This window comes from Pseudomonas sp. GW822-FHT03F04 (assembly GCF_058801405.1).
This window is the reverse complement of record NZ_JBXANF010000003.1, coordinates 594,342-619,712: the sequence shown is the minus strand read 5'-3', so window position 1 is coordinate 619,712 and position 25,371 is coordinate 594,342. Positions and strand designations below refer to the sequence as shown.

Here is a 25,371-nt window from a genome sequence, read left to right as displayed (position 1 = left end):
TATGACGACTCAAGCAAAGCAAAAACTCGCGGTGGCTGTGGCCGCAGCGCTGGCGGTCGGTGTGTTGGTGTATCTGGCGATGCCGGGCCTGTTCGGCAAGCGCACTCAGCAGAACACCAACGACGCGTTCGTCTCTGCCGATTTCACCCTGGTGGTGCCGCGTGTGGCGGGGTTCATCAAAGAGGTGTTGGTGGAAGACAACCAACAGGTCAAGGCCGGGCAGTTGCTGGCGCTGATTGATGACCGAGACCTGCGTGTCGCCGCCGAAGCCGCCGATGCGCACACCGTGGTCGCCCGCGCTCAATTGCAAAACGCCAAGGCCACGCTGGAGCGGCAGACCTCGGTGATCGCTCAGGCGCAGGCGTCGGTGGTTTCGGCCAAGGCTGAAATGGCCTTCGCCCAGCAGGAATTGAACCGCTACAACCACTTGGCCGGCGTCGGCGCGGGCACTGTGCAGAACGCGCAGCAGGCACGCACCCGGATCGATCAGGCTTCTGCGCGGCTGGACACGGCCACGGCAAAACTGGCCGCGGAACGCAAACAGGTCGAGATTCTGACGGCGCAGCGCGATGCCGCCGAAGGCAGTCTGAAACAGGCACAGGCGGCGCTGGAAATCGCCAGTTTCGAGCTGTCCTACACGCGCATCACCGCGCCTCAGGACGGCATGATCGGCGAGCGCGCCGTACGGGTCGGCGCCTATGTGACACCGGGCAGCAAACTGCTGGCGGTGGTGCCGTTGAAGCAGGCTTATGTGGTCGCCAACTTCCAGGAAACCCAGCTCACCGACGTGCAGCCGGGGCAGGACGTGCAAGTGCGGGTCGACAGTCTCGGCGGCGAAGCCCTGAGCGGTCGCGTCGAAAGCATCGCCCCGGCCACCGGCGTGACCTTCGCCGCCGTGAAACCGGACAACGCCACCGGCAACTTCACCAAAGTCGTGCAGCGGATTCCGGTGAAAATCTTGCTGGAACCGGGCCAGCCGCTGGCCGAGCGCCTGCGCGTGGGGATGTCGGTGGAGGCGAGCATTGATACCAAAAGCTCGGCGGCGTCGGTGCGTGAGGTGACGCAGCGATGAAGCGCTTTCAATCTCTGACGGTTGTTCTCAGTCTGTCGACGCTGGCGGCGTGCACCGTAGGCCCGGACTTTCAGAAGCCCGAAGCCACGCAGATTGCCGACTGGGCAAGACCGTCCAGGTCCGCCCCCAGCCAGGCCGTCAGCGAACCCCTGAACGAGCGTTGGTGGGAGGTTTTTCACGACGCGCAACTCTCAGCCCTGACCCAGCGCGCCGTGAGCAGCAACCTAGACCTGCAACTGGCCAGCAGCCGCCTGCAACAAAGCCGCGCCGCCCGCCAGGTGATCACCGCGGACCGCTATCCGACGACTGCTGCCAGCGGCAGTTATGCCCGCAAACGCAACAGCGGCGAAGGCTTGAGCGACCCGTCCGGGCACAACGGCGATTCCGCCTTCAACCTGTGGGACGCCGGTTTCTCCGCCTCCTGGGAACTGGACTTCTGGGGCCGTGTGCGCCGGGAGACCGAAGCCGCCGATGCCAACCTCGAAGTCGCGGAAAACGACCGTCGCGGCGTGCTGCTGGCGGTACTCGCGGACACCGCGCAGAACTACATTCAGTTGCGCGGCGTGCAGAACACCCGCGCCGTCACCGAGCAGAACCTCGATGTCGCGCGGCACAGCCTGAAACTCTCGCAACTGCGGTTGAACGACGGCGTGGCCACCGATCTCGACGTCGCCGAAGCGGCCGCGCAAGTGGCGGCCATCGAATCGCGGCTGCCGGCGCTGGAGCAACGTCAGGCGCAACTGATCAACGCCATCAGCCTGTTGATGGGCGAACCGCCGCAAGCCCTGAGTAAAGAGTTATCCACAGACGCGCCGGTGCCACAGTCGCCGCTGGAAGTCGCCATCGGCCTGCCGTCGCAACTCGCCGAGCGCCGACCGGACATCCGCCAGGCCGAAGCCCGGTTGCATGCCGCCACCGCCAATATCGGCGTGGCCAAGGGGGATTTCTATCCGCGCATCACCCTGTCCGGCAATCTCGGCTCGCAAGCCATGCAGCTCAGCGATTTCGGTTCCTGGGGCTCACGTGCTTTCGGCATCGGCCCGCAATTCAGCCTGCCGCTGTTCGACGGCGGCCGCTTGCGCGGCGTGCTGCAACTGCGCGAAGCCCAGCAGCAGGAAGCCGCCATCGGTTATCAACAGACCGTTCTGCGCGCCTGGCACGAAATCGACGACCAACTGACCGCCTACAACGCCAGCCAGCGCCGCCGCGACAGCCTCGCCGAAGCCGTGCGCCAGAACCAGATCGCCCTGCGCACCGCACAACAGCAATACGTCGAAGGCGTGGTCGACTTCGTCAACGTCCTGACCGTGCAAAGCGCACTGCTCGCCACCCAGGAACAATGGGTGGAAAGCTCCACCGGCGTTTCACTGGCGATGGTCGGGTTGTACCGGGCGTTGGGCGGGGGATGGGAGTCGGTGTATCCGGTGGGGGAGATGGCGCAGCGTTGATTCTCGCACTTGAATGATGGCCTTTCGCTTGACGCTAACCCCCGCTGTCGTAGACTCCGAGCATCCGTCAGGGAGTAACGGTTATGCGGCGTTTTCGTGGTTGGGTTGTCGGATTGACCTTAGTAACGTGTGCAGTTCAGGCTCAAACGCCCGCGCCAGACGATCCGCTGCAGGATAGTGGCGGGGCGGCCAATGCGTCGGCCAGCAGCGAAGCACGGGGTGTTTTGCGGGCTCGGGATCAGGCGACGCTGGCCAGCGAGTTGTCCGGACGGATTGTCGAGTTGCCGTTCAGCGAGGGCGAGTCGTTCAAGAAGGGCGATACCCTGGCGCGGTTCGACTGTTCGGCCTATCAGGCCCAGTTGAATGCCGCGCAAGCCGCCAGCCGTGGCGCCGGTGAAGAACTGGCGCACAACCGGCAACTGGCGGCGCTCAATTCCGTCGGGCGTTTCGAGGTGGCCCGGGCCGAGGCCAAGGTCAGCGAAACTCAGGCGCAATCTCAGGTTTATCAAGTTCAGGTCAAACGCTGCAGCGTGGTTGCGCCGTTTGACGGGCAAGTGGTCGAGCGCAAGGTGCAACGCTACGAAAGCGTGTCGGCCGGGGCTCCGCTGCTCGATGTGGTCGACAACCGCACGCTGGAAATCCATCTGCTGGTGCCCTCGCGCTGGATGGCCAGGCTAAAGCCCGGCCAGACGTTCAGCTTCGTCCCCGATGAGACCGGCCAGCCAATCGACGCCACGGTCAAACGCCTCGGCGCGCGGATCGATGAAGGCAGTCAGACCCTGTTGCTGGTCGCAACACTCCCTGAAGCCAAAGGCCTGCTCGCCGGCATGAGCGGCACCGCGCGTTTTCCGGAGCTTAAGTGAACGCCCCGGTGAGCGGAGCCGCCGAGCAGGTGTTCGCGCGGTTTCTTGATCTCGAACGGCAGACCCGCGCCGCCCGCGATGCGTCGCAACTGGCCTACAGCCTGGTCAATGACGGGCAGTCGCTGTTCGGTTATCGCCATGCGGCATTGCTGATCGCCGGCAAGGTGCAGGCTGTGACCGGCGTCAGCGCGGTGGAACCGAATGCGCCGTTCGTGGCGTTCGTCGAGCAGGCGGTGGCGCAGTTGTTCAAGCAGGATGTGTTGAAGGTTGCGCGGGTGATCGCGCCTGAGCGGGTGGGCGAATCGATCCAGGCCGACTGGCGCAGCCTGTCCGCCGCTCAGGTGTTCTGGCTGCCGTTGATCGACCGCGAGGGCGAGGTGTTCGGCGGTTTGTGGCTGGCCCGCGACGTACCGTGGAATCCATCCGAACAAGTGCTGCTATCGCAACTGGGCGACACCTACAGCCACGCCTGGCTGGCGCTGCAACCGCGCAAGCCGTGGCGGCTGCGCTGGACTCGCAAGCGCCAGGTGGCGCTGGTCGCGGTGTTGTTGCTTGGCTTGTTGATCCCGGTGCGCCAGTCGGTGCTGGCCCCGGCCGAAGTGGTGCCGCAGGGCGGTCGTGTGGTCGCGGCGCCGGTGGACGGGGTGATCGCCGAGTTTCTGGTCAAACCCAATCAAACCGTGAAAAGCGGCGATCTGTTGCTGCGTTTCGAAAGCACCACCCTCAAGGCCCAGGCCGATGTCGCGGAACGCGCGCTCGGGGTGGCCGAAGCCGAATTGAAAGCCAACTCCCAACGTTCGTTCGCCGACGCCGAATCCAGTTCACGGGTGGATCTGCTGGCCGCCCGCGTCGAACAGAAACGCGCCGAACGTGACTACGCCCGCGAACTGCTCAACCGCACCGAAGTGCGTGCCGAGCGCGACGGTATTGCGGTGTTCGCCGACGCCGAGCGCTGGACCGGCAAACCGGTGCAGACCGGCGAGCGCTTGATGGAAATCGCCGACCCGAACCAGGCCGAACTGCGCATCGAACTGGCGGTAGGCGATGCGATTTCGCTGGAGCCGGGCGCCGACATTGCGCTGTTCCTCGACAGCGATCCGCTGCAACGCCATGTCGCCAGACTTGAGCGTTCGGCTTATGAGGCGCAGCCCACCGCCGGCGGCCAACTGGCCTATCGGCTGGATGCGAATTTCACCGACGCACCACCGCGTATCGGCCTGCGTGGCACGGCAAAGATATTCGGCGACCGCGCGCCGCTGGCGCTGTATCTGCTGCGCCGCCCGCTGGCCGGTCTACGCCAGAGCGTAGGCCTGTAAATGAACCTGCCGAGCCTGCGTGCCGACCTGCAACTGTCGCCTGCGGCGCCGGCACTGGACGGTTCGCCGCGCTGGACCCTGGCCGACCCGGTGCGCGGGCGCTATTTCAAACTCGGCACCGCGGCGATGCGCCTGTTGCGTCACTGGTCGCTGGGCGATCCCGAGCAAGTGCTGCGCGCCGCCAACCGCGAACCCGGCTTGCCGCTGGACGGCGTCGAGCTGGAGCAATTGCTGACGTTTCTGCGCGGGCATGACCTGATCAGCGCCCTCGACGATCAGCAACGCGCCAGTTACCAGCTCAAGGCCCTCGCGCAACGCCAGAGCCTGTGGAAAATCCTGCTGCATCAATACCTGTTTTTCCGCATTCCACTGTGGCGACCGGATGCGTTTCTCAATCGGGCATGGCCGTGGCTGGAGCGCTTCGGGCCAAGGGTGTTGCGCTTCGGTTTGCCGGCGACATTGGCGCTCGGGGTGTTTCTGGTCTCGCGGGACTGGCAGCGATTTGTCGGCACCTTTCCGCACCTGTTCAGCCTCGGCGGGGCGATTTCGTTTGGTGTTGCGCTGTTCTTCGCCAAGCTCTGCCATGAGTTCGGCCACGCGTTCATGGCCAAGCGCGCCGGGTGTCGGGTGCAGAGCATGGGCGTGGCGTTCATGGTCTTGCTGCCGATGTTCTACACCGACGTCAGCGATGCCTGGCGGGTCAATGACCGACGTGCGCGGCTGCTGATCGGCGCTGGCGGGGTGATGGCGGAATTGCTGCTGGCGTGCATCGCGTTGCTGGTCTGGTCGTTGCTGCCCGACGGCCCGGCGCGCACGGCGGCGTTCATGCTCGCCAGTGCAACCTGGATCACCACGCTGGTGGTCAATCTCAACCCGTTCATGCGTTTCGATGGCTACTTTCTGCTCAGCGATTTGTGGGAAGTCGACAACCTTCAGGGCCGGGCCTTTGCCTTTTGCCGCTGGCGCCTGCGTGAATTCTTGTTCGGCTATGGCGCACCGGCGCCAGAGCCTTGGTCGCCGGCGATGCAACGGCGTTTGCTGATCTGGGGGTATGGCTCATGGTTATGGCGTGCGGCGTTGTTTTTCGGGATCGCGCTGGCGGTCTATCACCTGTTCTTCAAGGTGTTGGGGATCTTCCTGATGCTGGTGGAACTGGTGTGGTTCATTTTTTTGCCGATCATGAGTGAGTGGCGCCAGTGGTGGAGCCGCCGCGAACAGGCGCATGGCCCCCGTGTGCTGCTCAGCAGCCTGGCGGTGCTGGGTCTGCTGCTGGTGCTGATCGTGCCGTGGCGCAGCGCGGTCGAACTGCCGACGATGCTTGAGGGCGGTCGAGCCAGTGCGTTGCACGCGCCGGTGGCGGCGCGGGTCAAAACGGTGAAGGTCACGGACGGCCAGAAGGTCGCTCAGGGCGACGTGCTGATCGAGCTTGAGTCGCCGGACCTTGATTCGCGGCAGGCCATCGTCCGCCGGGAAATCCAGATTCAACAGTTGCTGATGCGTCGTCAGGCCGGTCGCAGCGAAACGGCTGCCGACGCCGGCATCGTCGAGCAACGCCTCGCCGAAGCCGTGGCGGAATACCGTGGCCTGAGCGCCCGTCGCGAACGCCTGCTGCTGCGTGCGCCCCATGCCGGCACCGTGCGTGACTTGCTGCCGAACCTGACACCGGGCCGCTGGCTGTCGAGCAAGGATGCGCTGGCGCGGGTGGTCGAGGACGGTTCGCGCCTGCGTGGTTATGTCGCCGAAGCTGAACTGTGGCGGGTCAAACCGGGCGCAACCGGGCGCTTTATCGCCGATGATCCGATGCACCCGGCGATCACCGTGAAGCTCGATGAAATCGATACCAATGGCGTGGCCTATGTCGACCAGGAAGCGCTGACGTCCGATCACCACGGGCCGATTGCCGTGCGCCGCGATCAACAGCAACGGGCGGAACCGGTGCAGGCGCAATACGGCGCGCGATTGACTACGCTGGATCAGCCACCGACGCCGGTGCAACCGTTGCGCGGTGTGGTGGTGTTGCAGGGCAGTGGCGAGTCGGTGCTCGGCGTGGCCTGGCGTCGGTTGGCGGCGCTGGGGGTCAGGGAAAGCGGTTTCTAGGGAGCGTGAACATGGCGGACAACGCAGCAGTGTCGGCAGACGGATTGGTGGTGCGGCCTTCACGAGCCACCGACGGACCGTTTTTGCAAAGCCTCTATCAGTCGGCGCGCCCGGATCTGCAATGGATCGACGGCGAGCAAGAGGTGGTGCAGCACGTGGTCGCGCAGCAATTTCAGGTGCAGGAGCAGGGTGTGGGTGAAAACCATCCCAATGCCATGCACTACGTCGTGGAAAAACTCGGCACGGCCATCGGCGCGTTGAGCACTGACTTCGGCCCCAACGAAATCCGCGTGTTGTACATCGCCTTCATCCCCCAGGCCCGGGGCAAGGGTTACGGCCGTGCGGTGTTGCAAGGCGTGCAAAAGGCCGCGCAACAAGTCCGCTGCCCGGTGACGACGGTGGTCTGGGCCAACAATCCCCATGCACGCCAGCATTACCTGGCGCTGGGGTTCGCGGTGGAAGAGCGCAATCCGGCGGCGGAGCGGTTGGTGTGGTATCCACAGGGTTGAGTCAGATGACCGAGTCGATATCAAAGGTGTGCGGCGCGCCGATCTTGTGGCCGTAGAGCGTCGCCAGCAGCGGATCCTCTTCGGCGGCGTCCGGCGCCATGGCCAGTTGATGTGCGACGAGATTCTCCGGGTGGGCCTTCCAGCGCGGCAGGCTTTCGGCGAGTCGTTCCGGTTGTTCTGCCAGTCGCCCGTAAACGTCCTGGGCGATGACACGTTGATGCCGGAATATTTCCAGACGTTTGCGGGTGGCCTCCACTTTATCGACCTCTCGACTCAAGGCTTCGATAGCTTTTTCACTCGCGCGGACGTAGGCGTCCGGACGACTCGACAAATCATTTCGCTTGTCCCGTAGCTGTAAAGTGATGCGTTGCAGCGCTTTCTCGACCAAGACGTATTCCTGATCGGTGACCAGTGAGCGCCCTGCCTCCAGCGCCTCCTGCCAACGGCGCAACGCCGCCCAGCACGCCGGAATGTACGCCCCGGTCATCGAGTGGTGCCCGGCGTCGAAGATCTGTTTGAGCAACGTCGGCCGATCCGGCAGACCGTGCCGCTGTCGAATCGCTACATCGCATGCGGCGTGCTGGGTGATGGTGTCGCAACCTGGTTTCCACAGGATCGATGACACTTGCCCACGCCCGAACTCGACCGGCATGGCGTGCCGCAGGCTGCCGTGATGGTCGTAGGCTTCTCCGGTCCAATTGGTGATACCGGCGACGAACACCGACAGACCCACCGGTACATTGACGAACGTCAGCGCCGCCCCGGTGCCGTAGATGTCGGCCTTGGTGTTCATCCAGCTGCCGGGCACGCTGGGCACCGGATCGTTGTGATTGACCATGCGGTGATGCACGAGATCGGCTGCGGCCTTCACGAAATCCGCGTCGCCGGCGCGGGGAGCGCCGTAGGTGTAGAGCTGGATGTTGTAGCCCTCGGGCCGGCGCCGAAGCATTTCGGACAGCAGCAATGTGATAGCGCCGCCGAGGCTGTGGCCGCAGATCAGGAGGTTCTGGCCGGTGTAGAACTTTTCGAGGTATTTGACGGTGAAGTCGTAGGCTTTCTGCGCTGCTTCATAAAATCCTCGGTGTACCTGGCCGTCGCCTTCCTTGAACGGCACTTGAAGGGCGTCTGCATCACGTAGACCGTCGGCGATTATCTCGGCAGTGCCGCGCACGGCGATCAGGATCAGTTCGTCGTTGTGGGTGATGAAGGCTTGGGTGTCTGTAGACTCATTTCCTTCGTTTCTGTCATCAAGGAAATGAACCTTGGCTGGATGTTCTTGCGACTCCATCCTCTTCGGGTCATTCACTTCGTACAGATCCGAGTCGAATGGAACGATTTCCAGGCGTTTGGAATACGGCACGTCTTCGTACAGAGGGTAATAGGCTTTGATTTGACTTGAGTCGACCCTCCATAGTTCGTCGGATTTGGCCAGGGCATCGCCAAACCAATTGCCCACGCTGGGATGCAAAGGAAAGGTGACCCGATTTTCTTTGATCGGAACGGTTTCCGGTTTCTGGCCGAAGGGGCAGTAACTCAAGGTCGCCATCAATGAAAGCTGGTACAGATTGAGTGCACAGAATTCCTGAGCTGTGGATAACATCGGACGCAACGCGCGTAGCGGGCGCACTTCAAGAACTGTGTGACGTTGCGGCATCAGCGCTACGCCAAGTTTTCCGTGTTCACGCATGATGGCCGCGCACCCGGAATCGAGGGGGTAATCGCGATAAACCTCGGGTGGCAGATGCGAGGCATATCTCACCAGATGGCGGACTTCGACTTGAAAGTAGTCTGAGCCGTCTGCGATCTCGGGTCGCTCCCGTGTGCGGGTGGCATTCAGGTTCAGATAACGAGTTTTTTCGGCGCGTACCTGAAGGTCTGTGATTGGAAGAGGGTAGTGAATTCTTGTCTGCAAATCCTTGTAAAGCTTCTCTGTACCTTCATATTCCTGGCTGAACAAAAGGGCAATCGGCCCGGCAAAATGGCTCTCTACTTTACCGATGCCTGCGGGATCCAGATGCCCGTTGTATTTCATCCCTTCTGAATCCGTTGCGATATACGCGAGCCCGGCATACGGCGCTCCTGAGCCAGATTCATCGATCAGCTGAAAACTGGTCCATCTTCCGCTTTCCGGGCAAGACAGCATGCGGCTACCCAGTGAAGATTGAAGTTCTTTCTCGAGTGATGACATGTTGAACGCTCCTTATTCGGTGCAGGCGGGGTAAATGCTGCAGATGCGGCCATCAGGCATTTTGAATGTGCTGAAGTCGGTGTAATTGCCGTTGCAATAGGCATGCGGATCGTCATATCCATCACCCAGGCATCGCTTCCAGCCATTCGGCATCTTCACCCACGTGTCCCTCCATCCTGGCCGCTCTTCCTTCACCAGCCTGATCTTCATCCTCACGGTTTTGCCCGGAAGTTGATCGTGGGTGTATGCCGCAAACGGGCGCCCCGGCTCTGGCGTACCCAGAGCATTGGTTTCCTTGCAGTCGAGTATTTTTCGCAGGATTCTCGGCTTGCCCGAGGTGCGAAACAGCCACTGGCATTGGCCATGGAAGGTGCTTTCGCCCCGGCTGTCGAAGCTGTTTTTGTAGCGTTCCTCGATATCAGGAAGAACGGCGACTACGGCACTGTCTGCACTGAAGTCGCCGCGAGATTTTCCATAGACCGAATTGATATCGAGGCTGATTCTGCGTATCGCCATCGGGCAGCCACTGATCGTCCGGCGAATAGGGATTTCAAAGGTTGGTTCATACCGTTCACGCCACTTCTGATTGTGTGCTGAGACTGTCTTTCTGCGGTCCGGCACGCTGCACGTTTCGTCTTTGGCGGGTGTGTATTCGACAAAAGCCTGATAGGTAAAACCCGGTGGCAAATCGGCTGTGAAAGTGAATGAATTTGACGGTTCGGTTTTGCAGCCTGCGATGAGGGCAAGGCAACCCATCAAAGTCACATTTAGTATCGCGAGTCTGATCGTCGCGGGGGGCAGTGTTGGAGATTGCAGATCCTTTTCAAATAATTCCATGGCGAGCCCTCCTTACTCCGTGCAACTTGGATAAATAGTGCAGACGCGGCCATCAGGCATTTTGAATGTGCTGAAGTCGGTGTAGTTGCCGTAACAAAAGGCGTACTGATCCTCAAAGTTGTCACCCATGCACCGTTTCCAGCCGTTTGGAAACTTGACCCATGTGTCTCTGATGTAAGGTTGTTCTTCCCTTGCTAGCTTGATCTTCATCCTCACGGTTTTGCCCGGAAGTTGATCGTGGGTGTATGCCGAAAACGGGCGCCCCGGCTCTGGCGTACCCAGAGCATCGGTTTCCTTGCAGTCGAGCAGTTTTCTTAAAATTCGCGGCTTACCGGAGGTGCGAAAAAGCCACTGGCATTGACCGTAGAAGGTGCTTAAACCCCGTTCGTTGAAAGTGCCTTTGTAGCGATCGTCCAATTCAGACCGTATAACAACCGCTGCACTATCAGCGCTGATGTCGCTCCAGTCCTTCCCATAGGCGGCTCTGATGTCCAGATCAATTCGACGTATAACCATCGGGCAACCATTGATGGTCTTTCGGATGACAATTTCGGAAACAGGCTCGTACTTTTCTCGCCAGTTCCTGTTGAATCTGTTGGCTGTCTTGCGAAGGTCTATGGCTTTGCAGGTTTCACTACTATTTATCGGCTCATATTCTGCGAGAGCCTCATAGGCGAACCCTGGCGGTAACTCTGCCGTGAATTTGAAGGTGTTGGGCGGTTCGGTCCTGCAGCCTCCCAGTGCCGCGAAACAGCCGATCAGACCGAGGCTTTTGAGCGGAATTTTCATGATGGCGTCTCCCCGTTCCAGTGCTTCGAGAGCTGGTAAACCCGATCAAAGTGTTCATCCGGCGTTTCGTCCGGTCGGGCTTGCCAATGGGGCGCGGGATTCGGAGTTTGCAGGCTCTGGACCAGCAGAAACTCCAGCCGCTCCGGCGCCAGCCAGTCCCAGGTTTCGGCCAGTTCCAGTCGTTCACGCAGCCAGATGTGCGGATCCTGAGCGCACGCCAGCGCGGAATAAGCCTTTACATGTTCGGCCAGCAGAAAGCGGTGGGCATTGGCCAGGCGAATCGCCATGGCATGCTCATCAGGCATCGGCAGTTGCAGCCACGGTGGTGCGGCCGGCACGGGGTAGCTGCCCGGCGCGGGGTTGTCGGTCATCTGCCAGTGCGAACCCTGCCAATGGCAAACGCTGATCGCCGGCCCCAGATACGCCGGCAAAGCATCCACCGGTAGATGCTCCAGCGCCCGGGCCAGCACCCGGTTGTCGTGAAAGCGGTACAGCGCCTGATGCGGACGGGCGCCGACGATCAGCCGGTCCTGCCAGTGCCGGACCCAGGTCTTCAGCTCATCTTTGCCCAGGCTGGCGAACCATCCCCAATGGCTGTCCGGCCTGTCGAGCAGGGCGTCGAGACGACGGTCGTCGGGTTGATCGAAGGTGAAGAGGAACGGGCCGGTGTCTGCCAGTTCGGCGACTACGGTTTCGCCGTAGACGCTGGCGTATTGCTCGTAACGGCTGCTTTTCAGCCAGCGCTGGCGCATGTCGCGCTCGTTCTGCGAGTCGAGGACCAGGCACAGGAGGCAACCGGCGCGGTGTTGTTCGATCAGCCAGCGTCGTACAAGGGCGTCGGTCATGCGGCAGCCTCCGGGATCGGGCACGCACCTGTGCGGCAGGCTTCGCAGATCGGGCAGAAATCCGCGCCCAGGGTTTTGCTGGCGGTCATCAATGCCTGTTGCGAGGGTGCGACCAATGGCGGCAAAGGTGCGGGAGCCGACAGGTCTTCAATACCGTCGGGCTGCAACAGCGGGGCTCGTAGCGAGGGCACCGGTGCGCCGCCGATCAGCAGGTCGCTGCTGCCGTAAAGGCCGCTGTGGTCGAGGACAAAATGCTCGCCACCGACCTTCAGGCTGATGCTTTTTCCGGCTTCCAGCACCAGATGTTCGCCGGCGCTGAAGCACATTTGCCCGGCGGCTTCGGCCGTCAGCGATTGACCGGTTTTGATGTGGCTGCTTCCGCCGACATGCAGGTAGTCGCTGGCCTTGAGCCGGGTCTTGCGATCACCGGCGACGGTGCGGTGTTCCTCGGCATGCAGCACGCTGAAGCTGTTGCCCCGGACGGTTTCCCGCCGTTGGTTGCCGATTTCCAGATGACTGTCGTTCTCGACCTTCAGCTGAAGATCGCGCTGGGCGCGCAGGTAAATCTGTTCCTGGCCTGCGCGGTCTTCGATCATCAGCTCGTTGAATCCCGCGCTGTCCGGCGAGCTGCGGGAGCGAAACACGCTGCGGGTCTTGTGCATCGGCAGCTCGTAGGGCATCGGGTTGGCGCTGTTGGTCAGGCAGCCGCTGATCACCGGATGGTCGGGATCGCCGTGGAGAAAGGTCACCAGCACTTCCATGCCTACGCGCGGGATGATCACGCTGCCATGGGCATTGCCGGCCCAGCCCGAGGCCACCCGCAGCCAGCAACTGCTCTTGTCGTTATGACGGCCCTCGCGATCCCAGAAGAACTGCACCTTGACCCGGCCATACCGGTCGCAATGGATGTCTTCGCCTTCCGGGCCGGTGACCACAGCGGTCTGGGTCGAGCCGATGCGGGGTTTGCGAAAGCGCAACGGCGGGCGGTAGATCGCCTCCCAGGGCGTGGCCTTGAAGTGGTTGCGATAGCCCTGAATGAAGTCCTTCTCCGGGCTGAGTGGCGTGTGGCTGCCGGTTTCCTCCAGCACTTGCGGTTGCTTGCCCTCGTGCCGGATTTCGGTCAGCAGCCACAAGTCGTTCAATGCCGGATCGGGATGTTCGGTCAGTGACAGAAAATGTCCCGACACCAGCGCCGGTTCGTTGCTGTCGCCTTCGCCCAGGCAGTCATCGGCGCGCTGGCGCTCCAGGGCCCGCCGGGCCAACCGCTTGCCGTGCTCGCGGACGAGGTAGCGTCCCGGATACTCGTACACCTCAAGCTCTGGCTGAAGGTGTTGATCAGGTTTTCGGGCATCCGCTTCCAGCGCCATCCGCGCCTTTTTAAAGTCATAGGCGCGGCTGGAGGCATGGTTGGGCCGGGTTTCGAGACGGTAGTCGAAACGCTGGATCACCGGCCTGTCGGCGACCATGGCGTTGTGGGGTTTGAAGCGTGTTGGCCGAGAGAGGCGGGGAAACACGGTCTGATCGTCGCCAAATACCAGCAGGTGCCTGTCGAGGCTGTGCCGGAAGTGGTAGTGCAGGCCGTCTTCCTGACACAGGCGCTGGATGAAGTGCAGGTCCGATTCGTTGTACTGCACGCAATATTCACGATCCGGCAACGGCTCACCGAGCTTGAACTGGTAGAGGTCAGCGTGAATGCCGTGTTCTTCGAGAATCTGCGCGAGGATTCGTGGCACGCTCAGGTTCTGGAAAATCCGTTGATTGACGCGATGACGCAGATTGGCCAGCCGAGGGGCCAGGGTCAGGCTGTATCGCGTCAATCGCTTGCCGATGTTTCCCCGAGCGATGTGCTGGACCTGTCCGTGGATGCCGTGGCCCTGGTCATCGAAAGCAAGAAAGGCCTGTTGGTGCATCAGGCCTGGAAGATCGGCATCCGGTCTGGTGCTGACCAGCTCGACCTTGAAGGCAAAGGGTTCGCTGACGGCTTCGGTGCCGGTGAAGGAAAGCACCTGAAAATCGTGTTTAAAATCGTCGGTCGTGAGGCGAAAACGAGCATTGGCATTGAACATCCGTTGTTCCTTGTCCTGTGACGGATTCGGAACAACGCTATCAAGGTCATCCGGGAAATGATGTCGGACGTTTCCCAATAAAATGGGTTGAAGTGCCCGGACTACAAGGGTCTGGCCCTGCTCCTACATCTTTTTCCTACAGGGCTTCGCGCAGATTTTGTAGGGCGCCGGTAGCGCATCAGTTGAAGGAAATACAGAAGTAGCCCAATTGCGGATCTCGCCCCATCGCCGGCACCCGTGACACGAAGATGTCCTCTACCCGTCCGAGTTCCGGCAGTTCCAGTGCGCACAAACCGTCGACAAACTCGGTCGGCACCAGGCTGTTGAATTCAAGGCAGAAGGGCATGCGTTCGCTGAAGCGGGTTTTCGCCGCAGGGACTTCTTCGAGGTATTCGATCTGAATCGGCAGCGCTGTGCCGTCCGGCAGGTGCAGCGTGTGTTGTTGTCCCAGCAATGCCTGGGCGTGTTGGATCTGAACCGCTTGCAGCATGGTCTGACTCCAGTGACGAGAGAAACGGCCGGGGGCCCGAAGCCCCCGGCGGTTGTTCAGTTGCGCGAAGGGAAGAGGCCGTTCAGGGCAACGCTGAAGTTGAGGACCAGGAAGGGGTTCATGATGCCCAGCGGCTGACTGCCGCCGGTGGAGGAAATGTCCCCGGTGACGGTGGTGGTCAGGCCTTTGATCGGAATCGGCGTGGCGCCTTGGGCGTCGGAGTAGATATTCGCCGAGCCTGGGCCGCCACCGGAGGCGCCGATGTAGGAGTTGGTGGCGGTTGGCGTGGTCGCCGGATTGCTCGCGGGTACGGCCAGTTTCAAGGCCGTATTGGCGGTGAGACCGGTCATGGCGTGCGTATGATTGGGCATGTTGGCAATGGTGGCGGTGACACTTTCGGTACCGGACACTTCACCGATGACACGCGGCGTCAGCCCCAGTCCGGCCCCCTGAGCGACCATCGTGCGCCCTTGCAGATTGGGCAACTGAAAGTTGGTCGTGCCATTGCCGCCGTAGTAGGTACCCAGCAAGGCAAACAATGCCTGGTATTGCGAGATGCCCAGGATTTGTCCATTACACAAGGCCCAGCCGCTGGGAGCGAAGTTGAAGGCGAACGGTTGAATCGTACCCATAAAGACTTCCATGGTTCCTCATCCTTCTGTTATGTGGTCGGCGCGCCGCGCGGTAGCCTCTACTGCCGGGCAGGTCGAAACGCTTTACTGACTCCTTCCATTTGCGCGGGCAGGTCACGCCAAGCCGTAGCGTAGACCCGGATCGACGGACTTGCCGGACGTCGTCGTGGCCGCGCGTCGGCTTCAGCTCTGGCCTACAGTGTGCGCAATGAATGGCGCTGTTTTTTTACTCGGAATACCGTAAGGGAAGGTTGATGGAAGCGCGTCGCGAGACTCCGCTGGGGGATTCCCAGGACCCGTTTACCGCACCGAATGCCGGTGTCCGGCGGTTGCTGCGCTGGGCTCGCCAGCAGTGGCTGATACCGATTTTGCTGTTGGCGACGGTCGTGCGTTTTTATGACCTGACCGCTGCCGCAATTTGGGGTGACGAAGGCTCAAGTCTGCTACTGGCGAACTATTCGCTGGGCGGCATCTGGGAGCATGCGGCGTTCGATGTGCATCCGCCGTTTTACTTCATGCTGCTGCATGGCTGGATCGGGTTGTTCGGCGACGGCATCCTGTCGATCCGCAGCCTCAGCGCCCTGGCCGGCATCGCCACGGTCGGGCTGGGTGTGTGCCTGGTCGACCGTCTGGCCACCCGCCGCGCCGCGATCATCGCCGGGGTGCTGCTGGCGCTGCTGCCGACGGCGGTGCGCTACAGCCAGGAAGTGCGCATGTACTCGCTGCTCGGCCTGCTGCTGATCGGCACCACCCTGGCGTTGATCTGCTGGATCAGGCGCCCGCAGCGTCGCCGGTATCTGCTGATCTATGCGCTGCTGATGACCGCCGCGTTGTACACCCATTATTTTGCCGTGCTGGCTGCGCTGAGCCACTGGCTGTATCTGGGGCTGATCCGCTTGCTGCCGGGTTATCGCCTGCGGCATCTCCAGCGCAAGGACTGGTGGCTGGCCAACCTGGCCATTGTCGTGCTCTACCTGCCGTGGCTGCCGAACCTGCTCGGTCTGATGCAACACATGGAAGAGCTCAAGGCCGGTGGCGATGTCGGCTGGGAAGATCCGGTGACCCTGTCTTCCCTGCCGTCGATGATCTGGCTGTGGTTGATCCAGAACGATGGTGACCATCTTCCGCTGTTGCTGTTCGGCGGTGTGCCGCTGGCCTTGCTGGTGCTGGCGGGCGTGGCCGTTGCCCGCGACCGCAGCGTGAATCATGGCAGTGTGCTGCTGGCGCTCTACACCGGTGTGCCGTTGTTGCTGGTGTTCGCGGTGTCTTTCATCAGCCCGGTGTTTATCGAGCGTTATCTGACAGCCTATGCGCTGGGATTGCCGATGCTGGCGGGGCTGGCCATCGATCGTTTGTACAGCCATGTTCGTGTGCTCGCGATAGCGGTGCTGGTATCGCTGATCGGGGTCGAGATGATCGGGGTGAACACCAACGCCACGGTCGATCCGAACGACCAGTTCAATGTCATGGTCGATCACATCAACCGCCACTTCGTCAGCGGCGACCGGATCGTCACCAGCGACATGCTCTGGTACTTGAGCTACGTCTACTACAACCGCACGGATGCCCAGATCCGCTTGTATACACCGCCCGCCGCCGATGGCCGTTCGACGCGTCCGAACCACTATGGTTTCGGCACGCTGGTATCCGATGAGGTCTATCTGGATCGGCTGGGGGACCTGCCGAAGGACAGCGCTCGAGTCTGGCTGATCGGTGATCTGGACGTGGATGTACCCGATCCATTCGTACCCTTGCCGCCGGCCTGGGAATTGCGTGATCAGACCCACGCCGGTGGAGCGAAAGCGCGACTTTTTTCGCTGAAAACAGCGCAAGGAACAGAAGCCAGATGACTTAAACGCTTCACCTTTTTATTCGCGATAAAAACGGATTTTAATAATCCGTTTTGCTCTATTTTGATATCAAAACACTACTAGTCGAAAGGGTATTGTTGGACTACGCTCGTGGGACAAAAGGACTTACAAATACGGTGAAGGGATGCAGCAGTTCCACTTTATCTCCGGCTTGCCGCGCTCGGGCTCGACCCTGCTTTCTGCGATCCTTCTGCAGAACCCGCGCTTTCATGCCGGCATGACCAGCCCGGTCGGTGCACTGTTCTCCGGTGTCCTTGAACAATGCAGCGCCGGCAGCGAATTCGGCGCGGTGATAGACACCGAGATGCGCCGTCGCCTGCTGCGCGGGCTCTTCGACTCCTACTACGCCGACAAGGCCGACAAACCGGTGGTGTTCGACACCAATCGGCAGTGGAGCTCACGCCTGCCGGCCATCAGCGATCTGTTTCCCCAAGCCAAAGTCATTGCCTGCGTGCGCAACGTCGCCTGGGTGATGGACAGCCTGGAACGGCTGTACCGCGCCAATCCCTATGAAAACACCAAGCTGTTCGGCGATGCCGTCGAGCGCAACACGGTCTACAGCCGCTGCGAAACCCTGGCCCAGCGCAACCGCCTGGTGGGATTCGCCTGGGCGGCGCTCAAGGAAGCCTATTACGGCGAGCACGCCGATTCGCTGCTGATCGTCGATTACGACTTGTTGACCCAGGCCCCGGAGCGCGTGCTGCGGCTGGTCTACGACTTCATTGGCGAACCCTGGTTCGAACACGATTTCGAACACCTGGCCTATGACGCGCCAGAGTTCGACCAGGCCCTTGGCGTGGCCGGCCTGCACAAGGTCAAACCCAAGGTCGCCCTGCAGTCCCGGCGCACGATTCTGCCGCCGGACCTGTTCAAGCAATACGCCGATTTGTCCTTTTGGCTCGATGGCTCAGCCAGCGCTGCCAATGTCATTCGTATGAAGTCCGACGCCGCGATCAGTTGATCGCGGCGTTTTTCATTGATGCGTTACAACTGTTCGAGTCCGGGTGAGCAACATGTGGTGGAGCAAGCAAAAGTCGCGGGTAACCGAAGGCCAACGGACGCTGGCTGCGCCGCTGATCATGTCGCTGGAACCACGCATGCTGTTCGACGGCGCCGTCGCGGCCACTGTCGCTGATACAGCCGCCCAGGCCGACAGCCACCCCACCGCCGATGCAGCCAAGGCGCCGACGGCCGATCATCCGGTGGCCAGCAAGGACACCCACGGCCAGGCCGATGCCACGCCTGCCGCCAGCCCTGTCGCGGTACCGGGCCAGAGCGTGGTGTTCGTCGATGCCCGGGTCAAGGATGCCGACAGCCTGCTCAAAGGCGTCGCTCCCGGCACGCAAGTGGTCAAGCTCGATGCCAGCAAGGATGGTTTGCAGCAGATCGCCGATTACCTCGACCAGCACTCGGGCGTCAGCTCGGTGCAGATCATCGCCCACGGCAACGCCGGTGACTTGTGGCTCGGCAACAGTTACCTGTCGGCGGACAACGTCGCGCAGCGCAGCGCGGTATTGGCGGAAATCGGCAAGGACATGAACGTCGGCGGCGACATCCTCATTTACGGCTGCTACACCGCGGAGGGTGACCGAGGCCTGAGCTTCGTCGACTCGCTGGCGCAATTGACCGGCCGCGACGTGGCGGCATCGAACAACCGCACCGGTGTGGGCGGCGACTGGGATCTGGAAATCGCCACGGGCAAGATCGAGAGCGCCAATGTGCTGTCGACCCTGTCGATGAGCGAATACCAGTGGGGCCTCGCCACCTGGACCGCCACCAACAACGCGAACACCGGGGTCGGCTCGCTGCGAGCAGCTTTGGCCTCGGCGCAGAACGGCGACATCGTGACCTTCGGCACCAGCATGACGGTGCAGCTCACTTCGGAGTTGTTGATCAACAAGAACATCACGGTCGATGGCGACCTGAACAACGACGGTGTCGCCGACGTCACGCTCGATGGCCAGTACAAGACCCGGGTGGTGGAAATCACCTCCGGCAGTACGGTAACGCTCGATGGCCTGGTCATCACCCGGGGCCTGGTCTCGGGCAACGGTGGTAATGGCGGCTATGGCGCAACCGGCGCCATGGGCGGCGGGATTTTCAACGCCGGCATCCTGACCCTGAACAACGTTTCGGTCACGGGTAACGCGGCGGCCGGCGGTGGCGGCGGCGGCGGTGTCACGGGCGCCAACTACGGCGGCGGTGGCGGCGGTGGCGGTGGCCTAGGCGGTCAGGGCGGCGGCCATGGCGGCACGGCCGGGCCAGGCACAGGTACGCTGGGCGGCCAGGCTGGCAGCGGCGGTGTCGGTGGCTACGGTGGCGGCTATGACGCGACGCACATGGGTGGCCGCGGCGGCTCCACCACCGGCGGCGCCGGCGGTGTGGGCGTGTCCTATTACAGTAACGGCGGCAACGGCGGCACGGCCAACAACGGCACCATTTCCATTGGCGGCGGCGGTGGCGGCTCCGGTTGGGACAAGGTCGGCGGCGTCGGCGGCAACGCGGCCGGCGGCATTTACAACGCCTCGACCGGCACCCTGAAAATCGTCGGCACCTCGGTCATCAGCAACAACATCGGTGCAGGCGGCGGGGGTGGTGGCGGCAGCGGCCAGGGCAGCAACAACCTGAACGGCGGCGACGGCGGTCGGGGTGTCGGTGCGATCTGGAACCAGGGCGGCACGGTACTGATCACCGCCGCCAACTTCAGCGCCATCAGCGGCAACGCGGCCGGCAGCGGCGCCGGCGGTACGGAACTGGGCGGCGGCGTGACGGGCTCTGTACCGTTGGCCTTCGCGGCGATCTACAACAATGGCGGCACGCTCAATACCGCCTATGTGGAACCACCGACCGCGACCATCGTGATGTCGGACACAGCCCTGAAAATCGGCGAAACCTCGCTGGTGACCATCACCTTCAGCCGGGCAGTCACCGGGTTTACCAACGCCGACCTGACCATCGCCAACGGCACGCTGACATCGGTCAGCAGCAGCGACGGCGGCCTGACCTGGACCGCGACCTTCACGCCAACCAACAACATTACCGACAGCACCAACCTGATCACCCTCGACAACACCGGGGTGACCGCGATCAGCGACGGCGTGGCGGGCGTCGGCACGACCAATTCCGTCAACTACGCGATCGATACCGCACGGCCGACCGTGACCATCGTGATGTCCGATACGGCATTGAAGATCGGCGATACGTCGCTGGTGACCTTCACCTTCAGCGAGGCGGTGACCGGTTTCACCAACGCCGACCTGACCATCGCCAACGGCACATTGACGGCGGTGAGCAGCAGCGACGGTGGCATCACCTGGACCGGAACATTTACCCCGAGCGCCAGCATCACCGACACCACCAACCTTATCTCCCTGGACAACACCGGTATTGCTGACCTTGCCGGCAACGCCGGCAGCGGCACGACGGATTCGGCCAATTACGTGATCGATACCGTGCGGCCGACAGCGACCATTGTCGTTGCCGACACCAATCTGGCGGCGGGTGAAACCTCGCTGGTGACCATTACCTTCAGCGAAGCGGTCAGCGGCTTCACCACCGCCGACATGACGGTGGCCAATGGCACCCTGAGCGGTCTGAGCAGCAGCGACGGCGGCATTACCTGGACCGCCACGCTGACGCCGACCGGCAGCATCACGGACACCACCAACCTGATCACCCTGGATAACACCGGGGTCGTCGATCTGGCCGGCAACGCCGGCAGCGGCTCCACCAACTCGAACAACTACGCCATCGACACCGCGCGGCCGACCGCGACCATCGTGGTGGCTGACAACGCTCTGAAAATCGGCGAAACCTCGCTGGTGACCATCACTTTCAGCGAAGCGGTGACCGGTTTCACCAACGCCGATCTGACCATCGCCAATGGCACGTTGACGGCGGTCAGCAGCAGCGATGGCGGCATCACCTGGACGGCAACGTTCACGCCGACCGCCAGCATCACTGACGCGACCAACCTGATCACCCTGAACAACACCGGCATCGCTGACCTGAACGGCAACGCCGGCAGCGGCACGACCGATTCAAACAATTACGCGATCGACACCCAGCGTCCCACCGCGACCATCGTGGTGGCTGACAACGCTCTGAAAATCGGCGAAACCTCGCTGGTAACCGTCACCTTCAGCGAAGCGGTGACCGGTTTCACCAACGCCGACCTGACCATCGCCAACGGCACGTTGTCGGCCGTCAGCAGCAGCGACGGCGGCATTACCTGGACCGCGACGTTCACCCCGAGCGCCAACATCACCGATGCCACCAACCTGATTACGCTGGATAACACCGGTATCGCTGACCTGGCCGGTAACGCCGGCAGCGGCACCGTCGATTCCAACAACTACGCCATCGATACCCAGCGTCCGACCGCGACCATCGTGGTCGCTGACAGCAACCTCACGGCCGGTGAAACGACTCTGGTGACTTTCACCTTCAGCGAAGCGGTGACCGGATTCAGCAATGCCGACATTGTGGTTGCCAACGGCACCCTGACGGCGGTGAGCAGCAGCGACGGCGGCATCACCTGGACAGCAACGTTCACGCCGAACGTGGGCGTCAACGACGCGACCAACGTGATCGGCCTGGCCAACACCGGCATCGCCGACCTGGCGGGCAACGCCGGCAGCGGCACGACCAACTCCAACAACTACACCATCGACACCGTACTGCCGACCGCTACCATCATCATTTCCGACAACTCACTGAAAATCGGCGAGACCTCGCTGGTGACCATCACGTTCAGCGAGGCGGTTACCGGTTTCACCAACGCCGACCTGACCATCGCCAACGGTACGTTGACGGCGGTCAGCAGCAGCGACGGCGGCATCACCTGGACGGCAACGTTCACGCCGACCAGCAACATCAACGACGCCACCAACCTGATCGTCCTGGACAATACCGGCGTACAGAACCTGTCGGGCAACGCGGGTAGCGGCACCACCGATTCGAACAATTACGCGATCGATACCGTGCGTCCGACCGCCACCATTGTGGTCGCCGACACCGCGCTCGGCATCGGCCAGACCAGCCTGGTGACCATCACCTTCAGCGAAGCGGTGACCGGTTTCACCAACGCCGACCTGACCGTCGCCAACGGCACGTTGTCGGCCGTCAGCAGCAGTGATGGCGGCATTACCTGGACGGCGACGTTCACGCCGGCGGCCGGTATCACCGACACCACCAACATCATCACACTCGACAACACCGGCATCGCTGACCTTGCGGGCAACGCCGGCAGCGGCACCACCGATTCCAACAACTATGCGATCGACAGCCAGCGCCCGACCGCGACCATCGTGCTTTCCGACAGCAACCTCAGCGCCGGTGAAACCTCTCTGGTGACCATCACGTTCAGCGAAGCGGTGAGCGGTTTCACCAACGCCGACCTGACGATTGCCAACGGTACGCTGACGGCCGTGAGCAGTAGCGACGGCGGCATCACCTGGACGGCGACGTTCACCCCGAACGTGGGCGTCAACGACGCCACCAACGTGATCGCCCTGGCCAACGCCGGGGTCGCCGACCTGGCCGGCAACGCCGGCAGCGGAACCACCAGCTCGGCCAATTACACCATCGATACCGTGCTGCCGACCGCGACCATCATCGTGGCCGACCCCAGTCTGAAGATCGGCGAGACCTCGCTGGTGACCATTACCTTCAGCGAGGCGGTGACCGGTTTCACCAACGCCGACCTGACGATTGCCAACGGCACGTTGTCGGCCGTCAGCAGCAGCGACGGCGGCATCACCTGGACGGCCACCTTCACGCCGACCACCAACATCACCGATGCCACCAACCTGATTACGCTGGACAACTCCGGTGTTCAAAACCTGTCGGGCAATGCCGGCAGCGGCACCACCGATTCGAACAATTATTCGATCGATACGGTGCGCCCGACCGCCACTATCGTAGTGGCTGACACCGCACTCGGCGTCGGCCAGACCAGTCTGGTGACCATTACCTTCAGCGAAGCGGTGACCGGTTTCACCAATGCCGACCTGACCATCGACAACGGCACGCTGAGTGCGGTGAGCAGCAGCGATGGCGGCATCACCTGGACGGCCACCTTTACCCCGGCGGCCGGTATCACCGACACCACCAACATCATCACGCTGGACAACACCGGCATCGCCGACCTTGCGGGCAACGCCGGCAGTGGCACCACCGACTCCAACAACTACGCGGTCGACAGTCAGCGCCCGACCGCGACCATTGTCATGAGCGACTCCAGCCTGCGGCCGGGTGAAACGTCGCTGGTGACCATCACGTTCAGCGAGGCCGTGACCGGATTCGACAATTCCGACCTGAGCGTCGCCAACGGCACGTTGAGCAACGTCAGCAGCAGCGACGGCGGCATCACCTGGACGGCCACGTTCACGCCAAACATCGGTGTGACCGACCTCACCAACCTGATTGTCCTGAACAACACCGGCATCACCGACCTGGCCGGCAACACCGGCACTGGCACCACCAGTTCGGCCAACTACCAGGTGCAGACCCTGGTGCCGACCGCCACCATCGTGGTTGCCGACACTTCGCTCAAGGCCGGGGAAACCTCGTTGGTGACCATCACCTTCAGCGAAGCGGTGAGTGGTTTCGACAACAGTGACCTGAGCATTGCCAACGGTACGTTGAGCAATGTCAGCAGCAGCGACGGCGGTATCACCTGGACCGCGACCTTCACGCCGACGGCCAATATCTCTGACGCCACCAACCTGATCACCCTGAACAACGCCGGGGTGGCCAACCTGTCGGGCAACAGTGGCATCGGCAACACCGATTCCAACAACTTCGCCATCGACACCGCGCTGCCGACCGCCACCATCGTGGTCGCCGACAACCGGCTGGGCATCGGTGAAACCACCACCGTGACCATCACCTTCAGCGAAGCGGTGAGCGGCTTCGACCTGTCCGACATCAGCGTCGCCAACGGTGCGCTGTCGAACCTGACCAGCAGCGACGGCGGCGTGACCTGGACGGCGACCTTCACGCCAACAGCCGGCGTCAACGACGCGACCAACCTGATCCTGATCGACACCGCAGGTGTCCAGGATCTGGCCGGCAACCTTGGCGCGAGCATCGCCATCTCCAATAACTACATCCTCGATGCGACCCGGCCGACGGTGAACATCGTGGTCGCCAACCCGCATCTGGGCATCGGCCAGAGCACCACGGTGACTTTCACCTTCAGTGAGGCAGTGAGCAATTTCGACCTGTCCGACCTGAGCGTGACCAACGGTGACCTGAGCAACCTGACCAGCAGCGATGGCGGCAAGACCTGGACCGCGACCTTCACGCCGACCGCGAATGTCACCGACCCAAGCAATTTCATTGCCCTGGACACCAGCAACGTCACCGACCTGGCGGGTAACGCCGGCAGCACGGTGGCGGTGTCGAATAACTATGCCCTCGACAGTGAGCGGCCGACCGCCACGGTAGTGGTCGCCAACCCGAACCTGGGCGTCGGCCAGACGTCGCAGGTGATCATCACCTTCAACGAAGCGGTGACCGGTTTCGATCTGTCGGACCTCAGCGTGGCCAATGGCACCTTGTCCAACCTGAGCAGCAGCGACGGCGGCAAGACCTGGACCGCGACCCTGACGCCGAACGCCAACGTCAACAGCGCCAGCAATGCGATCAGCGTCAACAGTACCGGGGTCAGCGATCTGTCCGGAAACAGCGGCAGTGGTGTCAGCAGTTCCGGCAATTACGTGATCAACACAGTGCCGGCAGTGTCACCGACTTCACCGTCAGTCGTGGTGACGCCGGATCCGGAGTTCCGCAGCAGCGATCCGGTCGTGCAGCCGCCACCGCCGAACGTCCCGCTGCAACCGATCGTCTTCATGCCGCCCACCGGCAACCTCGGTTCACCGCTGACTTTCGCACCGTTGTTCGAACAGCGGGTGATCGGCGACGGCATCCGTCCGCTGGGCGATATTTTCATCAACCAAGGTGCGTTGAGCCCGAGTTTCATTGCCCAGGTCTTCACCAGCAGCGACAGCGGCGGTGACGGTTCCGGCCATGGCTTCCTCGGATTCGGCGGCGGTGATGGCGGGGTATTCGGCAGCAGCACGCTGTCGAGTCTGTTCAACCAGGACAGCGCCGCCGAGCGTGGTTCGCTGAACGCTTTCGACAGCCACTCGATCCGGGGCGGCGACGTGTCCCAGGGCCTGCGCGGTGTGTTCGGCGCGCCGACCCTGGGCCAGCAACTGCAACAGATCAAGGACAGCGAGCAGCACCGGGTCGACAACCTGGCGGCGGCTCTGCAACAGGTCGGCATCAGCGAAATGCCGGCCTGACAACACACAACAACTCAATATGTGCGGGACCTAGGG

The 25,371-nt window shown here is 62.2% G+C and carries 16 protein-coding genes; 9 read left to right on the top strand and 7 right to left on the bottom strand.

Annotation, left to right across the window (positions count from 1 at the left end; genetic code table 11):
* Position 1: 1 nt before the first annotated feature.
* The 6 genes from AC1RMX_RS09425 (at position 2) to AC1RMX_RS09400 (ending at position 7,305) form a co-directional block, all read left to right on the top strand.
* Positions 2 to 1,072: an HlyD family secretion protein gene (locus AC1RMX_RS09425; RefSeq protein WP_493071591.1), complete on the top strand. Its 1,071-nt coding sequence runs from the start codon at positions 2 to 4 to the stop codon at positions 1,070 to 1,072.
* On the top strand, positions 1,069 to 2,520 hold the full coding sequence (locus tag AC1RMX_RS09420) for an efflux transporter outer membrane subunit (protein ID WP_493071589.1): 1,452 nt from the start codon (positions 1,069 to 1,071) through the stop codon (positions 2,518 to 2,520). Before AC1RMX_RS09425 ends, AC1RMX_RS09420 begins: the two co-directional genes overlap by 4 nt.
* 83 nt (positions 2,521 to 2,603) lie before the next feature.
* Positions 2,604 to 3,383, top strand: coding sequence for an efflux RND transporter periplasmic adaptor subunit (locus AC1RMX_RS09415; protein ID WP_096823029.1), 780 nt, complete (start codon positions 2,604 to 2,606; stop codon positions 3,381 to 3,383).
* Entirely contained in the window at positions 3,380 to 4,699 is a 1,320-nt protein-coding gene (locus AC1RMX_RS09410; RefSeq protein ID WP_493071587.1) for an efflux RND transporter periplasmic adaptor subunit, read from the top strand. Before AC1RMX_RS09415 ends, AC1RMX_RS09410 begins: the two co-directional genes overlap by 4 nt.
* Entirely contained in the window at positions 4,700 to 6,796 is a 2,097-nt protein-coding gene (locus AC1RMX_RS09405) for a site-2 protease family protein (protein WP_102620537.1), read from the top strand. It begins immediately after the preceding gene.
* An 11-nt stretch (positions 6,797 to 6,807) separates the two neighbouring features.
* Positions 6,808 to 7,305 (top strand): GNAT family N-acetyltransferase, encoded by a 498-nt coding sequence (locus tag AC1RMX_RS09400; RefSeq protein ID WP_096823026.1) that lies wholly within the window; start codon positions 6,808 to 6,810, stop codon positions 7,303 to 7,305.
* Between the two features lies 1 nt (position 7,306).
* Here AC1RMX_RS09400 and AC1RMX_RS09395 read toward each other — a convergent pair whose 3' ends face one another.
* From AC1RMX_RS09395 to AC1RMX_RS09365, 7 genes are all read right to left on the bottom strand, one after another.
* Complete coding sequence (locus AC1RMX_RS09395) at positions 7,307 to 9,493, bottom strand: lipase family protein (protein ID WP_493071584.1); 2,187 nt, start codon at positions 9,491 to 9,493, stop codon at positions 7,307 to 7,309.
* A gap of 12 nt (positions 9,494 to 9,505) precedes the next feature.
* Positions 9,506 to 10,330 carry a hypothetical protein gene (locus tag AC1RMX_RS09390; protein ID WP_255261979.1) on the bottom strand — a complete coding sequence of 275 codons (825 nt, stop codon included), beginning with the start codon at positions 10,328 to 10,330 and terminating at the stop codon, positions 9,506 to 9,508.
* A gap of 12 nt (positions 10,331 to 10,342) precedes the next feature.
* Positions 10,343 to 11,119, bottom strand: coding sequence for a hypothetical protein (locus AC1RMX_RS09385; RefSeq protein ID WP_096823024.1), 777 nt, complete (start codon positions 11,117 to 11,119; stop codon positions 10,343 to 10,345).
* Positions 11,116 to 11,964 carry a DUF4123 domain-containing protein gene (locus tag AC1RMX_RS09380; RefSeq protein ID WP_493071581.1) on the bottom strand — a complete coding sequence of 283 codons (849 nt, stop codon included), beginning with the start codon at positions 11,962 to 11,964 and terminating at the stop codon, positions 11,116 to 11,118. Before AC1RMX_RS09380 ends, AC1RMX_RS09385 begins: the two co-directional genes overlap by 4 nt.
* A complete protein-coding gene (locus AC1RMX_RS09375; RefSeq protein ID WP_493071579.1) occupies positions 11,961 to 14,030 on the bottom strand; it encodes a type VI secretion system Vgr family protein in 2,070 nt (689 codons plus the stop codon). Before AC1RMX_RS09375 ends, AC1RMX_RS09380 begins: the two co-directional genes overlap by 4 nt.
* Before the next feature lie 178 nt (positions 14,031 to 14,208).
* Positions 14,209 to 14,520 carry a DUF6916 family protein gene (locus tag AC1RMX_RS09370; protein ID WP_096823021.1) on the bottom strand — a complete coding sequence of 104 codons (312 nt, stop codon included), beginning with the start codon at positions 14,518 to 14,520 and terminating at the stop codon, positions 14,209 to 14,211.
* 56 nt (positions 14,521 to 14,576) lie between these two features.
* Positions 14,577 to 15,164 (bottom strand): phage tail protein, encoded by a 588-nt coding sequence (locus AC1RMX_RS09365; protein ID WP_192559447.1) that lies wholly within the window; start codon positions 15,162 to 15,164, stop codon positions 14,577 to 14,579.
* 242 nt (positions 15,165 to 15,406) lie between these two features.
* Between AC1RMX_RS09365 and AC1RMX_RS09360 the strand changes: the two genes are divergently transcribed.
* The 3 genes from AC1RMX_RS09360 (at position 15,407) to AC1RMX_RS09350 (ending at position 25,335) form a co-directional block, all read left to right on the top strand.
* A complete protein-coding gene (locus tag AC1RMX_RS09360) occupies positions 15,407 to 17,002 on the top strand; it encodes a glycosyltransferase family 39 protein (RefSeq protein ID WP_493071577.1) in 1,596 nt (531 codons plus the stop codon).
* A 145-nt stretch (positions 17,003 to 17,147) separates the two neighbouring features.
* Entirely contained in the window at positions 17,148 to 17,984 is an 837-nt protein-coding gene (locus AC1RMX_RS09355; RefSeq protein ID WP_096823018.1) for a sulfotransferase family protein, read from the top strand.
* A gap of 52 nt (positions 17,985 to 18,036) precedes the next feature.
* Positions 18,037 to 25,335: an Ig-like domain-containing protein gene (locus AC1RMX_RS09350; RefSeq protein WP_493071575.1), complete on the top strand. Its 7,299-nt coding sequence runs from the start codon at positions 18,037 to 18,039 to the stop codon at positions 25,333 to 25,335.
* Positions 25,336 to 25,371 lie beyond the last annotated feature (36 nt).